The organism is candidate division KSB1 bacterium (genome assembly GCA_016214895.1).
GTDB lineage: Bacteria > Electryoneota > RPQS01 > RPQS01 > RPQS01 > JACRMR01.
Window position 1 is genome coordinate 213,405 of the sequence record JACRMR010000008.1, and the last position, 14,245, is coordinate 227,649.

Annotated in this window: 13 protein-coding genes and 1 tRNA gene; all 14 read right to left on the reverse strand. The window is 61.0% G+C overall.

Annotated features, from left to right (window positions below; all coding sequences use genetic code 11):
• Positions 1-46: 46 nt before the first annotated feature.
• Positions 47-895: a hypothetical protein gene (locus tag HZB60_05590; protein MBI5059240.1), complete on the reverse strand. Its 849-nt coding sequence runs from the start codon at positions 893-895 to the stop codon at positions 47-49.
• A 445-nt stretch (positions 896-1,340) separates the two neighbouring features.
• Positions 1,341-3,047, reverse strand: a complete 1,707-nt coding sequence (locus tag HZB60_05595; protein ID MBI5059241.1) for a hypothetical protein — start codon at positions 3,045-3,047, stop codon at positions 1,341-1,343.
• 97 nt (positions 3,048-3,144) lie between these two features.
• Positions 3,145-3,218 (reverse strand) — tRNA-Pro (locus HZB60_05600).
• 6 nt (positions 3,219-3,224) lie between these two features.
• On the reverse strand, positions 3,225-3,617 hold the full coding sequence (locus HZB60_05605; protein MBI5059242.1) for a MerR family transcriptional regulator: 393 nt from the start codon (positions 3,615-3,617) through the stop codon (positions 3,225-3,227).
• Positions 3,618-3,643: 26 nt separating this feature from the next.
• Complete coding sequence (gene dut / locus HZB60_05610; protein ID MBI5059243.1) at positions 3,644-4,195, reverse strand: dUTP diphosphatase; 552 nt, start codon at positions 4,193-4,195, stop codon at positions 3,644-3,646.
• Complete coding sequence (locus HZB60_05615) at positions 4,114-5,385, reverse strand: insulinase family protein (protein MBI5059244.1); 1,272 nt, start codon at positions 5,383-5,385, stop codon at positions 4,114-4,116. The genes dut and HZB60_05615 overlap by 82 nt, the downstream gene beginning before the upstream one ends.
• Before the next feature lie 49 nt (positions 5,386-5,434).
• Entirely contained in the window at positions 5,435-7,636 is a 2,202-nt protein-coding gene (pnp, locus tag HZB60_05620; protein ID MBI5059245.1) for a polyribonucleotide nucleotidyltransferase, read from the reverse strand.
• A gap of 72 nt (positions 7,637-7,708) precedes the next feature.
• A complete protein-coding gene (rpsO, locus tag HZB60_05625; GenBank protein MBI5059246.1) occupies positions 7,709-7,978 on the reverse strand; it encodes a 30S ribosomal protein S15 in 270 nt (89 codons plus the stop codon).
• A 127-nt stretch (positions 7,979-8,105) separates the two neighbouring features.
• On the reverse strand, positions 8,106-9,110 hold the full coding sequence (gene ribF / locus HZB60_05630) for a riboflavin biosynthesis protein RibF (protein MBI5059247.1): 1,005 nt from the start codon (positions 9,108-9,110) through the stop codon (positions 8,106-8,108).
• Positions 9,061-9,726 (reverse strand): tRNA pseudouridine(55) synthase TruB, encoded by a 666-nt coding sequence (truB, locus tag HZB60_05635; GenBank protein MBI5059248.1) that lies wholly within the window; start codon positions 9,724-9,726, stop codon positions 9,061-9,063. The genes ribF and truB overlap by 50 nt, the downstream gene beginning before the upstream one ends.
• Entirely contained in the window at positions 9,723-10,712 is a 990-nt protein-coding gene (locus tag HZB60_05640) for a bifunctional oligoribonuclease/PAP phosphatase NrnA (protein MBI5059249.1), read from the reverse strand. Before HZB60_05640 ends, truB begins: the two co-directional genes overlap by 4 nt.
• Positions 10,709-11,113 carry a 30S ribosome-binding factor RbfA gene (gene rbfA / locus HZB60_05645; GenBank protein MBI5059250.1) on the reverse strand — a complete coding sequence of 135 codons (405 nt, stop codon included), beginning with the start codon at positions 11,111-11,113 and terminating at the stop codon, positions 10,709-10,711. Before rbfA ends, HZB60_05640 begins: the two co-directional genes overlap by 4 nt.
• Entirely contained in the window at positions 11,106-11,396 is a 291-nt protein-coding gene (locus tag HZB60_05650; protein ID MBI5059251.1) for a DUF503 domain-containing protein, read from the reverse strand. The genes rbfA and HZB60_05650 overlap by 8 nt, the downstream gene beginning before the upstream one ends.
• The gene (infB, locus tag HZB60_05655; protein MBI5059252.1) at positions 11,393-14,215 is read right to left on the reverse strand and encodes a translation initiation factor IF-2; all 2,823 of its coding nucleotides are present in this window, start codon (positions 14,213-14,215) and stop codon (positions 11,393-11,395) included. The genes HZB60_05650 and infB overlap by 4 nt, the downstream gene beginning before the upstream one ends.
• Between the last annotated feature and the right edge of the window lie 30 nt (positions 14,216-14,245).

Consider the following 14,245-nt stretch of genomic DNA (forward strand, 5'->3'; position numbering starts at 1 on the left):
ACATCGCCGGATCCGGTTTCAGCGGAGGCGATGCGCGCCCCCGGCTTCAGTTGTTAATCGCTCGAACCTCGTAGAACGATTTGGCCGGCAGGACCGCTCCACCGAAATGCGTGAAGGTCGTGTCGGGGGTGGCCCCCACCAGTTCCGTAAACGCCGCCGGCGAAAAGTCGGGCGTCTTACGATAGATCAGATAACAAGTCGCTCCCGCGACGGATCGCCAGTTCAGGATCACATCACTAACGGCCGCACGCGTCACCAATTCGGTGGGAGCAGCAGGTGGCGCGGGTGGCGCCACAACATTTACGGTTCCCGTCATGGTCGTGTGCAGCTGGCACAAATAGGGATAGCTGCCCACTCCCACCGAGCACGGCCAGACATAGGTCGTCCAGGTTGCATTCACCGTTCCGCTGTGGAATCGCATCGGGACACTCGTATTGTGGACATTGTGTCCGATGCCCCCGCTATTGCGCGTCCAGACGACGGTATCGCCGGTCTGAACCGTGACTGAAGCCGGGGTGAAGGCGAAATTGACGACACTCACATCAAACCGCTGCGGCGGTCGAACCACCGTAATCGCACCCCACATCAGGTCCGGGTGAACCTCACAGAGGTAGGGATAGGTTCCGACCGCGGCACCGTTGCCGACGGAAAACACGAACTGATAGACCCAGGGGGCGTCAGCGCTGAGATTGCTGAAGAGCGGATCTCCGCACGCCTCGACTACATTGTGAAAGCCAAGGACATTAGTCCAAACGACGGTGTCCCCGAGGCTAATCGTCAAGGCCGACGGTGAGAAGGCGAAGTCAGCAACCGACACATTCCAGACGGCGGCTTCCGAGCGGAAAGCACTACCCAGTACAAAGAACAAGAACACAGCAGATACCTTGCGGGTCATCGGTCCTCCGTTTCATGCGATTCAAAAACAGCATGTTGCGATTCAGTCAACCCCTCGGTGAGGGGCGGAGGTACTGGACCAGCTAAGACTCCCAAGTTAAGCAGGTCCGATCAAAAAGTCAAGGGACAAACCAATGAATTTGCGGCAACTGGCCCCGGCAGCAGAGGCCCGCTTTGACGGCTGGGTTGGCAGCCGAATTCAGCAAGCAAGCGCAGCGCGAGGGCGAGATGACACCAGTATCGGACATCCATAGAAAGCTTATCCTATTAACTTGAACGCACAAGAGTCGAGCTTGTGCCAAGTCCCGGGGACTAAATCAAAATATTCTCGTTCAGACTGCCAGCCGTACGCGGGACATCGGATCCAAACCCACCTCCGATGCGACAACTGCGACAAGAGTGCCGCAGATCGACACCCGTGGCACGCGCCAGCACCCGCCCCCTGACTACTGAGTGGCCGCCCTCACGAAATAGTAGTAGGTCTCATAGCCGATGAGCGTAAACGTATCCACCCAGAATGTGTCCGGCGTGGTCACCAGGAACTCGGGTGGGCCAACGTATTCATAGCTCGGGATTCGATAGACCGAGTAAGAGCCTGCGCCATCCACCGACGGCCAGGCCAGCCGGAGGTTCGGAACTTCGATCCCCACCACGAGGCTTTCCGGAGCCGTCAGCAATTTGAGTTCAAACTCGCCGTTAGAGAGGTCAGCAATAGCGGAGTCGAAAGCGGCTTGAACCCGCACCCGGCAGTTTGCCGAGGGGAGTCCGTCAGCGACCCATACCTGCGGCGTGTCCGCCGGGGCATCATCGAGAATGAGTTCCCACCCGGATTCCGGATTGGCCACGAAATCACGATTCAGATAGATATCGAACGGCGAAATCCCGCCGTTGGCCGCCCACGAGATGTTCACGGAATCGCCGATGAAGTAAGTCTCTCCGCCATCTGGTGCGATCACATCGAGGTCCGGAAGGAAGATGGAGAAGTTGGAATCGGATTGATCGACCACCGCGGGAATCGTCACCGTAATGACCCGCATGCGGCAGGTCCCGGAGGTCGGCTCGGTGGTGACCCAGAGGTGAGGGTCGGCCTGCGCGGTGTTTGTGAAGAGTCTTACCCACGAACCGAGCGGATAGTCACGATTGAGATCCACGTGGAAATTGGAGGAAATCGCCTGCGACGTCCAGGTCACGGAGACGGTATCACCCACCAAAAAATCCTCGCCGCCGTTGGGGGTGAGGATCGTAATCTGCGGAGAGACAATCGTAAAATCAGCGTCCGAAGTATCCGCCACCGACGTCTGCGAAGAGCGTTGGACACGCACACGGGCATGTGTCGAGCTGGGGAAGGTCACGGTCCAGTCGAACGCGCCATCATTCGTCGTATTGGAGGCGAGCAACTCCCAGTTTCCCGTCGGAAAGGTCCGATTGAGATGGATATTTACGCTGGAGGTAAAGCCAATCGTGCTCCATTGAATCGTGCGCACCTCATCTTCAATCCAGATCTCGCCGCCGTTCGGACTGCTGACGGTGACGGACGGCAGGACAATCGAGAAATCGGCATCGGAGGTGTCAGCGATGGAACCGGAGATCGTGCTTGTCGTGAGTGCGCGGACCCGGATCCGTGCGTGGTCGGACGCCGCACCGGTGAGGTTGAACGAGTGCGTCCCGTCATTCGGCGTGCTTGCCACAATGACTTCCCACGTCGGACCCGGGAACCCCCGGTTCATTTCGATCGCCACGTTCGCCGTGGGCGACAGGTTCACGGAGGTCCAGTTGATCGTGCGTGAAGCATTGGTGGCCCAGACCTCGCCGCCGTTGGGTGCCGTGATGGTAATGTCGGCGACGTTTACAGTGCCTGTCATGGCCGGGTGCTGCTGACAGATGTACGCGAGCGCACCCGTCCCCACGGAGCACGCCCAGACATAGGTCGTCCACGTGTCGCTGATCTCGTTGTGGAACTTCGGCGTCGCCACGTTATGGTGAACATTGTGGGTGCCGATGGAGCGCGTCCAGACGACCGTATCCCCGGTGGCGAGCGTAATCGCCGACGGTGTAAACGAGAAATTCGTCACCGTCACCCCGAGGGACGCCGCGGCGCCCGTCTGAACTATCATGCCAAAGAGCATTCCGAAAAGCAGACTCAACTTCTTCATCGTAACCTCCGGTTTGATTTGCCAATCACCGGCATGTCATCATCACATCATGCAATCCGCCTTCATCCGTACCCGCCGAATGGACCGGCCGGCATTGTCGGGGCGACTGGATTTGAACCAGCGACCCCCAGACCCCCAGTCTGGTGCGCTACCAAGCTGCGCCACGCCCCGAAACGTCTAACGATTTAACAGCGAGAGTATTTCTTTCAGTTCCTGTCTGACCTCCGCAATGACCGGCGGATCGACCGGATTGCCGTTCGCTTTCGGTTTTCCGTCGAGCTGCACTCGCGCGCCGGCGATCGTGAACTTTTGATCGTAAAGCAACGAGCGGATTTGCTCGAGCAACTTGACATCCCGTTCCTGATAGAGCCGATTACCGCCCTTGCCTTTTTTGGGATGCAGGACGGAGAACTCGGTCTCCCAATACCGCAGGACATGGGCGGGGACTCCGATCAGTTCGGAGACTTCGCCGATAGTGTAGTAGAGCTTCCGCAGCGCGGGGCCCTTCGGCTTGGAATCCGGGTGTTCCGTCGACAACAAGTCCAATTGCAACGGTGGTTGAGGTGACATCAGGCGGCTCCGCTACCGCCGGGAGACTAACGGTGACCCGTGCTGCCAAACCCTCCGGCGCCGCGGCCGGAATCGGGCAACTCGGTCACGACCTTCCAGATTCCGCGCGCGACCGGAGCGACGACCAGTTGCGCGAAGCGTTCGCCGGATCGAATGGTGACCGGCTCGGCGCCGCCATTCATGACGAGCACCTTGAGTTCGCCGCGATAATCCGAGTCGATAGTTCCCGGCGCGTTGGGCAGGAACAGCCCCGTCTTCAGCGCAGTGCCCGACCGCATACGCACCTGACCTTCAAAACCGCGCGGAATCGCGATGCAGAATCCGGTCGGCAGCAACGCGCGTTCGCCCGGTTTCAGGGACACATCCTCAGCGGCGAGGATCAGATCCATGCCCGCGGAACCAGCGGTCTGGTAAGACGGAAGTTCAGCGGGCGCGTGCCCCAGACGCTGAATCTGGATCTCGACGGAGTCCACGAGTACAGACGGGTTCCGCGAGACTACGTTCGCCTCGCCGGCTGCGCGCTTTTGCGCTTGCGCTCGGGCTCGACAATCGTTGTCACCATGCGATCCGCGGTCCATAACTGGCGAGCCAATTTCTGCACTTTAGCCGGTGTGACCACATCGATTTGCCTGCTGACGTCTTCCAGCGAATGGTAGCGGCCGAGGTAGATTTCCATACGCCCGAGTCGCATCATTCGATTGGAGACGTTCTCCAAGCCGAGCATAATATTACCCTTGAGCTGAGTCTTGACGCCGTCGATCTCGGCTTTGGTCAGCGGAGTCTCACGCAGCGCTTCGAATTCCTTCAGGACCAACTTGCGAGCCTTGTCCACCCGCTCCCGGTCGGTGGCGAGATAGACTCCGACCGCGCCGGTATCGGCCATCGAATCCGTGAACGAGTAGATCGAGTAGCAGACGCCATGTTTTTCCCGGATATTCTGGAACAGGCGCGAAGACATTCCGCCCCCGAGCACGGTGTTCATGACCGACATCGTGAAGCGATCCAGCGATCCATACGGCAGGCCGCGCGTGCCCATGACCATGTGCGCCTGCTGGATCGGCCGCGGGAAGCGCCGCAGTTTGCGGGTGAGCTTGCCGATGCGTTCGGACTTCACGGCTTTGCCGCGCTTCGCAAAGCCAAGTTTGTCTTCGACCATCCGCGTCAGTGCGCGATGTTGCAGATTGCCGGCCGCGGCGACAACGATGCGCGACGGCAGGTAGTGCTTGTCGATATAGCGGATCAGATCATCCCGCGTGAAGCCCTTGACATTTCGCGGCGGTCCGAGAATCGGCCGGGCGATCGGATGCTTGCCGAACAATTCGCGGATGAATCGTTCGTGGCAGACGTCGTCGGGCATATCTTCGTGATCGCGGATCTCATCGAGAATGACCTGCTTCTCTTTTTCAATTTCGCCGGGATCAAAGACCGAATCGCGCATCACGTCGGCGAGAATGTCCAGGGCCAGCGGCATCCGCTCATCGATGACATGGACATAATAGCAGGTCATCTCTTTGCCGGTGAAGGCATTGACGAGACCTCCGCCCTGCTCGATGGACCGGGCGATATCGAGGGCGGAACGCGTTTGCGTGCCCTTGAAGGCCATGTGCTCGATAAAGTGCGACAGGCCATTCTCGGCGGCGGTCTCGAAGCGGGAGCCGACGATGACCCAGATGCCCAGCGAGACCGAACGGACACCGGGGATGCGCTCACTGACGACTCGGATTCCGCCGGGCAGAACCGTCTTATTGTACGAAGAAGTTTTTGGCAATCGAGACTCAAATCCGGCGGTGTCCGGAGACCCCGCTCGGGGGATTCACTTAGTTATCGACCTTGGACGGCTTGCGATGATGTCCGCCACCGTGATGCCCGCCACCGCCTCCGCTTCCGCCCCGCCGCTCGCGCGGTTCACCGCTGGAGTCTTCGGCCGGCGGTCCGCCTTCGGGCGGTGGCAGCAGGACTTTGCGGGACAGATCAAGCTTGCCCTGCGAATCGACGTTCAGCAACTTTACGGTCACGGCGTCGCCGAGTTGCAGATGGTCCGTGACTTTGCGCACGCGATGATGTTCGATTTCGCTGATGTGCAGCAGGCCTTCGCGACCGGGGAGGATTTCGACGAAGGCGCCGAAATCGGTGATCTTCTTCACCTTGCCGTGATAGACTTTGCCGACTTCCGGCGACTCGGTCATGCCGCGGATAATGTCCATCGCCTGATTGACGTTTTCGGTGTTGGACGAGGAGACGCAGACCGTGCCGTCGTCCTCGATGTCAATCGAAGCGCCGGTGCGGGAAATGATATCGCGGATGTTCTTGCCGCCGGGTCCAATGATCATGCCGATTTTGTCCGGATCGACCTTCATAAAGACGATCTTGGGCGCGAAGGGCGAGATCTCCGGACGCGGTGCGGAGATCGACTCGGCCATTTTGCCGAGGATGTGCGTGATGCCTTCGCGCGCCTGCAGGATGGCGGTCTTCATGAGTTCAAGGGAGATGCCCTTGATCTTGATGTCCATCTGACAGGCGGTGATGCCGTCGGGAGTGCCGGTGACTTTGAAGTCCATGTCGCCGAGGTGATCTTCGTCGCCGAGAATGTCGGAGAGAATCGCGACTTTCTCGCCTTCTTTGATCAAACCCATCGCGATGCCGGCAACGGGCTTCCTGATCGGGACACCGGCGGCCATCATGGCCATGCAGCCGGCGCAGACGGTCGCCATCGAAGACGAGCCGTTGGATTCGAGTACTTCGGAGACGACGCGAATGGTATAGGGGAAGTCTTCCCACGCGGGCAGGATCGAATGCATGGCGCGCCAGGCGAGATTACCGTGTCCGATTTCGCGGCGGGACTGGCCGAGAAATTTGCGAATTTCGCCGACGCTAAAGGGCGGGAAATTGTAATGCAGCATGTACGGTTTGGTGTACACGCCGTCGAGGCCGTCCACACGCTGCTCGTCAAATTTGATGCCGAGCGTCACGGTGCCGAGGGCCTGCGTCTGACCGCGCGTGAAGAGCGCACTACCGTGTACCTTCGGCAGGATATCGACTTCCGTCGTAATCGGTCGGATCTCGCGGGTCCCACGGCCATCGAGCCGCCAGCTCTTGTCCACGATATTAGCGCGGACGCGAACCTGAGCGCGATCGTGGACCCAGCTCTTGATCGTCTTCTCGTCGTTGGGATAGGTCTCGAGCAGTCCGGCAATCGCCGCGGTTTCGATCAGCTTCCAGGCGTCGCGGCGCTTGGACTTGTCGGTGATCTTGCAGGAGTCATCGACTTGCGCACCGAACGTGGCTTCGAGGGTCGCGGCGAGGTCCTTGTTGGTCTCGGCGGGCTTGAATTCGCGCTTGGGAACACCGCAACGCGCCACGAGCTCTTTTTGCAGAGCAACGAGGCGTTTGACTTCGGCGTGTCCCCGGGCGATGCCTTCGAGAAATACGTCTTCAGAGACTTCTTTGGATTCGCCTTCGATCATAATAATCGAATCTTCGGTACCGGCCACCACGAGGTCCAGTTCGGTCTCTTCGAGCTGCTTGAACGTGGGATTGATGATGTATTCGCCGTTAATCCGGCCGACGCGGACGGAGCCGACGGGGCCGAGGAACGGGCATTCGGAGATCGCGAGCGCCGCCGAGGTGGCGATCGTTCCGAGCGTATCCGGATCATGTTCTCCGTCCGAGGAGAGCACGTTGATCATGACCTGAATTTCCTGATGGAAGCCATCAGGAAAGAGCGGCCGGATGGGCCGGTCGGTCAGGCGGGCGGAGAGGATTTCCTTTTCGGAGGGACGTCCTTCGCGTTTGAAAAATCCGCCGGGGATTCTGCCGACGGCATAAAGTTTCTCACGATAGTCAACGGACAGCGGAAGAAAATCCAGCTCATTTTCCGCATCAAGATTCGCCACTACAGTAGCGAGCACGACCGTATCGCCGCAGGTTAACCAAATCGCACCGTCCGCCTGCTTGGCGATGCGCCCGGTCTCAAGTTCGAGCTTAAGACCTCCCAGTTCCATCGAGACTTTGTGAACCATTCCCTTCCTCTGCTTCCTTCCTTCTTGTGCTTCTGCCCGTATGGGCGGTATCGCGCCGCGGGGCGCGGCGGACTATCGGCGCAGGTCGAGGGCTTCGACCAGCTTGCGATAGCGAGTGATATCGAGCTGTGAGAGATAGTTGAGCAAGCGCCGGCGTTGGCCGACAAGCAGCAACAATCCACGGCGCGAGTGATTGTCTTTTTTGTGCGTCTTGAGATGTCCGGTCAGATGATTGATCCGCTGCGAGAGCAGCGCGACCTGCACTTCGGGGCTTCCGGTGTCCCCCGGTTTGGGGGCGAACTTGTCGATGACGACCTTGCGGTCGACAGCGGTGATAGCCATGGTTTCCTCTGCGGTACTATAGGAATTGTTTGATTGTGTTGAGCAAGCTTTCGGCGGATTGACGCCGACCCGCCCGGCGACGCGGACGATTCCGGGCCCCCGCGGACGGGTGCCGCGGCGAACGGAATTACGAGACGCGGCGACAGACGCCGCGGGCTTCGAGCAGTTCCGCCGCGACGCGCACATCATCCGCGATTTGCGCGATCAGATCATCGATGGCGGCGAACTTCTTCTCATCGCGAATCCGCTCGACGAACTCGATCGTGATGGGTTCGTCATAGATATCATCATCGAAGCCGATCAAGTGGGCCTCAACGGAATGGCGGCCTTCGCCGAAGGTCGGATTGTAGCCGTTGGAAATGGCGGCGGGCCAGGCCTCGGATCTGACCGTGGCGATCCCGGCATAAATGCCGTCGCGGGGAACGAGTTTCGCGGGGTCGATGCCGCCGAGATTCGCCGTGGGGCAATTCAGCTGCCGGCCGCGGCCAAAGCCGTGTACGACAACGCCGGCGACCGAATAGTAACGGCCAAGGGCGGCCGCGGCGCGCGCGACGTCGCCGGACTGCATCGCCTGTCGAACCAAATCGGCGGATACGATTTGGTCATCGGAGCGGACGGGATTAACGACTTCGACGTAGAATCCCATCGCGCGGGCCATCGCGATCAGGGATTCGCGGTCGCCGGACAGGTTTTTGCCCAACTGATGATTGAATCCGATCACCAGCCGCTTCAGCCCGACACGTCCTTTGAGAATGATCTGTACGAAATCGTGGGCGGACAGCTGCGAGACCGTCTGATCGAAGTTGATAACGAGGAGTTGGTCAACGCCCATGCCGGCAAGCTGCGCGATCTTTTCCTCGACGGTCAACAGCAACCGCGCGCCTCCGCGGTTCCCATTGCCACTTTCGGCTCCGCCTTCGAAGGCGACGACCACGCTGCGCAGGCCCTGTGCGCGCGCGGAGTCAACGGTTTGCCGAATGACCGCCTGATGACCGAGATGCAGGCCGTCGAAGCTGCCGACGGCGATCACCGAGTCAGCGGGATTCGTAAAATTCGACCACGATCCGCGAAAGACGTCCATTTCAGGAAGCGGCGAATTCAGCTCGCCGACGTTGGATTTCAGAGAGGTCAAGCGCCTGCTCGACACGGTAGGGACCGATTGCGGTCCGGCGCAACGCGGCCAGCGTACCCCCGCATCCGAGGTCCCGTCCCAGATCGCGGGCGACCGAGCGGATGTAGGTTCCGGCCGAACACTGAACACGGAATTCGAGTTCAGGGGCGCGATAGCCGATCAGATCAAAATGATAGAGACTAACCCGGCGCGCTGGCAACTCGACGGCACGTCCGGCGCGCGCGAGTTTGTAGCTGCGTTTACCGGCGACCTTTACCGCCGAATACGCGGGAGGCACCTGTTCAATGTCGCCGGTCAGTTTCGCGAGGGCGGTCCGGATCGCGGATTCATCGCACGCGACGGGGGCCTCGGCGATGATCTCGCCCTCGAGATCATCGGTGGCGGTCTCCATGCCGAGGCGGATGGTGCCGCAATATTCCTTCGGCAGTGACGAGAATTCCGTCGCACGGCGGGTCGCGTCGCCGAACAGCACGATCAGCAGGCCGGTCGCCGCGGGATCGAGTGTTCCGGCGTGTCCCACGGACTTCCATTTCAACAGGCCGCGCAATTTGTTGACGACATCGAAGGATGTCCAGCCTCGCGGCTTATCGACGGTCAGAATGAGCGCTCCGCTCAGACGGCCACACTTCCCGGACGCGGGACTTGGTTCACGGCCGCCAGCAGCGTCGGCAGGATTCGGTCGCGCACGGATGGCAAGGTCCCCTGCATGCGAAATCCGGCCGCGCGTTCATGCCCCCCCCCGCCGAAGCTCTCGGCGATGCGGGACACGTTGACGAAGTGCTTGGATCGCAACGAGACCCGGATCTTGGCCTCGGCCTCGCTCAACAACACGGCGACTTCCACTCCGCGAATCGACAGTCCGAGGTCCACAATGCTGTCAGGATCTTCCACGAGATTCGCCGCGGGGACGAACATGGTGCTGATCTTTCCATCGGCGAAGAGTTCCAGCGATCCGTAGATCTTACTCATCGACTGCAGGTCGCGCGCGGGCAGATCAAAGTACAGGGCATTGGTCACCGCGGTGATGTCCGCGCCGGCTTCGAGCAGGCGCGCGCAGGCGCGCAGACAAGCCGGAGTCGTGTTTGAATAGCGAAAGCGCCCCGTATCGGTCAGCATCCCGGCCAGCAGATTGGTGGCCAGCGCGGGGGTGATGCGCAGTTGCAGGCCGTCGCAGATATCATAGAGCAATTCGCCGGTCGCGCAGGCGGCAGTATCGACGACATTCACGCCGCCGAAATTGTCATTGGAGACGTGATGATCGATATTGAAGATCATTGCGGTCGGACTCAGAAATCGCTCGACCTCGCCGATGCGTGAGCGACTGCCGCAATCGACGATGAAAGCGCGCTCGAAGCGAGCATCAGGATTCTGCGACGCGACGTTTTCAGCCAGCGCGGAATCGGGCAACCAGCGGATGCGCGGGGCGAACCCGTTTTCCAGCACGATCCGGGGTCGGCCGCCGAGCTGCAAGAGCATTTCCCGGGCCGCCAGCACGGATCCGACGGCGTCGGGGTCGGGATGGACGTGCGTGGAGACCAGAATCGGCGCGCCGTCGGCGCAGGCCGCACGAATTGCCGCGAGGTCGGGCGGGCGGATACTCACGGGTTGTCCTCGCGCTCTTCGCGTTCATCGCGAACTTGTTTGAGCAGCGTTTCGATACGCGCGGCGCGCGCGGGCACCGGATCCCAATGAAAGTGCAGTTCCGGATGCTGGCGCATCACGAGCAGGCGGGCGATTTCGCTGCGCATCGCGCCGCGCCGGGCGGACAGCAAGCGTCCGACCAGCGCGCCGGTGAGTTCTTCGTTCGCGCCTCCGATCACGCTGAAGAAGACCTTGGCATGAGAAAGATCAGCCGACAACTGGACGTCCGTGATGCTGACGAGCAGGCCCTCCGGGATCGTCACGAGCCGGCGAATTAGACCGGGTAGATCGCGCTGGATCTCGGCGGCGACGCGCTTCGGCCGCGTCCCCGTTCCTTGCGGACCGTGAGTGTGCTTATTCATAGAATCGCATTCGCGGCATCATCACATGCACCCGTTCATCCTGTTCGACAAACCCGGCGACATCGTGCAAGACGCGCTCGACGCGGGCGGCATCGGATCCCGCGGCGGAGATGATCAGTCCGGCTCGCTGCCACAGGTCGCCGACATCGGCTTCGGCCACGGAGACGTTGAATCGCTGGCGCACGCGCGTTTTGAGTGAGTTCATCACGGAGCGGCGATCTTTCAGCGACTGACTGAACGGCAGGTGCAATTCAATCGTCAAGACGGCAAGCGCGCACTTCAGGCCGATGTGTGCTCGAGTTTACGTTTGATTTCGACGATCTCGAAAACTTCGAGCGAATCGCCGACTTTGACTTCGAGATTCGTCTCAAGTCCGATTCCGCATTCCTGACCGGCGCGAACTTCTTTCACGTCATCTTTGAAGCGACGCAGCGACGCGAGCTTGCCGCGCCAGATTTCGCGTCCGTCGCGGATCAGGCGCACCTGACTGGCGCGCACGATCTTGCCGGAGACGACGTAGGACCCGGCAATCGTGCCGACCTTGGGGACGACGAAGGTTTGCCGGATTTCGACGAGGCCGACGACGTCTTCGCGGGTATCGGGAGCGAGCATGCCCTCGAGTGCGCTGCGGATATCGTCTTCCATTTCGTAGATGACGCGGTAAACGCGGATATCCACCTGTTCCCGTTGGGCCAGTTCGCGGGCTTTGAGGTTGGGATGGACATGGAAGCCGAGAATAACGGCTCCGGTGGCGGAGGCCAGAATGACGTCGCTTTCGGAGATGGCCCCGACTCCGCGATGCACGATGCTGACGGCAACTTCGCTGGTCGAAATTCGCTGGAGCGTGTCGCAGATGGCTTCCACGGAGCCGTCGGCGTCACCCTTGACGATGAGTTGCAACTCACGGACGCCGCCTTCCTTGATGCGCTGCGAGATTTGATCGAGGCTCAGCATGCGAATTTGGCGGAAGGTCTGTTCGCGCTGCAAGAGCTGGCGGCGCATGGCGATTTCCTTGACTTCGCGCTCGGACTCGAACACGACGAAATTATCGCCGGCCTGGGGCGGTCCGGAGAAGCCGACGACCTGCACGGGTTCGCCGGGAGTGCAGCGGGGGATGGGCGCATTGAACTCGTTCAGGAGCGCCCGGACCTTGCCGTATTGCTGTCCGGCTACGAAGTTATCGCCGACGCTGAGGGTTCCGGCCGTGACAATGACGGTGGCGACCATACCGCGGCCTTTGTCGAGGCGGGTTTCGACGACGGTCCCGCGCGCGCGGCGCTCGTAATTGGCTTTGAGCTCGAGCAGGTCGGCGGCGAGCAGCACATTTTCGAGCAGTTCGTCAATCCCCTGTCCGAATTTCGCGGAGATCTCGGCGGATTGATACTTGCCGCCCCACTGTTCGACGAGCACGTTTTGTTCCGCCAGTTGCTTGCGGATGCGCTCGGCGTCGGCGGTCGGCTTGTCGATCTTGTTGATGGCCACAACGATCGGCACGCCGGCGGAATGCGCGTGATTGATGGCTTCGATGGTTTGCGGCCGGACCTGATCGTCGGCGGCGACGACGAGAATCACGATGTCGGTGACTTGCGCTCCGCGGGCGCGCATGGCGGTGAAGGCCTCGTGACCGGGCGTATCGAGGAAGGTGATCGCGCGGTCTTTGTAGCGGACTTTGTACGCGCCGACGTGCTGGGTGATGCCACCGTGCTCGCCGGAGACGACCGAGGTTTTGCGCAGAAAGTCGAGCAGCGAGGTTTTGCCGTGATCGACATGGCCCATGACGGTGACGACGGGCGGCCGGGGCGCGAGCTCCTCGTCGAGTTCGGGCTCCTCATCGACTTCGACCTCCGTTTCGTGATCGCTGACGAACTCGACGCGGAAGCCGAATTCATCGGCGATCAACTCAATCAAGTCCTTGTCCAGCCGCTGATTGATGGAGACGAGCTTGCCCATACCGAGGAACTTGGCAATCACTTCATTGACTTCGACGTCCATGAGGTTGGCGAGTTCCTGATTGGTGACGAACTCGGTCAGGCGCAGGACACTGGTATCCTCGACTTCGATCTCGGCTCCGCGCTCGCGGCGGCGGTGTTTTTTCTTGGAGGCATCCATCGACGCCAGCGTCTGCTTAATCGTCGCGGAGACTTCGTGTTGATCGACGCGTTTGCGGCGCTGGCGACGGCGCGCGGCGGCATCGCGTTCCATTTCGATGGCCGCTTTGCGATACTTGTCAGCCTTTTGCTGGGCCAATAAGCGCTTCTGTTTTTCGAGCGCCTCAATATCTTCCTTGGTGGGCCGCTTGCGCGTCACTTCTTTCGGTTTGGCGGCGGCGGCGGCGCCGGTAGCGGGAGCCGCGGTCCCCGGTGGTCGCGGGCCTCGCTCAGCGGAGGGCGGTCGCGGAGTCGCGGGGCGCGGTCGTTGCGCTTGATCCTGCGCGGGCGGGCGCGCAGCACCGTCGGCGGCGCGGGGCCGGCCATCGGGACGCGGAGCGCCGGGAGCGGCGTGCGGTCTGCGATCACCGCGGTCATCGCTGCGTCGCGTCTTCTGCTGTTCGGCTCTGGCCTGTTGCGCGGCACGCGCTTTGAGAATGGCTTCCCTGCGCTTGGCGGTTTCGAGGTCTTCCTGCTCCTTGCGGGCCTTGACGTCCGCCGCTTTGGCGGCCTGATCCGCTTCCTCCGCGAGTCGCTCGATCTCAGCCGGGTGAATCACCTCGACAATTTCGGCGGGGGGCGGGGGTGGCGGGGGTGGCGGCGGTGGAGCTTGCTCGACCGTGGGGGCGGGCTCGGGCCGGCTGAGCACTTCGGCCGCCTCCGTCGCCTGGCTGGCGAGTTCATCGAGCAATTTTAACGACTGCTCGGTGCGCGCCCGTTCCGCGTCCGCGCGCCGCGCGCCTTCGACGGCCCGCGTTTCCTCTTCGAGCTGACGGTTCCAACGCGCGGGATCGAACTTCTTGACGACCTCGGCATACATGTCTTCGGACACGGGAGACATGTGTTTCTTGGCCACGTCGAAGCCTTTATCCTCGAGGAACTCGATGATCGCGTGGTGAGCGACGTTCAGCTCTTTGGCGATTTGGTAGATTTTTTTCGCTTTTTCGGCGGACACGAATTCGGGCCTTGTGGAGCAGGAATTACG

Coding starts and splice junctions, on each gene's coding strand:
- rbfA (MBI5059250.1), bottom strand. CDS start 11,113: ATGAATAAGCACACTCACGGTCCGCAAGGAACGGGGACGCGGCCGAAG.
- rpsO (MBI5059246.1), bottom strand. CDS start 7,978: ATGGCTATCACCGCTGTCGACCGCAAGGTCGTCATCGACAAGTTCGCC.
- pnp (MBI5059245.1), bottom strand. CDS start 7,636: ATGGTTCACAAAGTCTCGATGGAACTGGGAGGTCTTAAGCTCGAACTT.
- dut (MBI5059243.1), bottom strand. CDS start 4,195: ATGGACCGCGGATCGCATGGTGACAACGATTGTCGAGCCCGAGCGCAA.
- HZB60_05595 (MBI5059241.1), bottom strand. CDS start 3,047: ATGAAGAAGTTGAGTCTGCTTTTCGGAATGCTCTTTGGCATGATAGTT.
- HZB60_05590 (MBI5059240.1), bottom strand. CDS start 895: ATGACCCGCAAGGTATCTGCTGTGTTCTTGTTCTTTGTACTGGGTAGT.
- HZB60_05605 (MBI5059242.1), bottom strand. CDS start 3,617: ATGTCACCTCAACCACCGTTGCAATTGGACTTGTTGTCGACGGAACAC.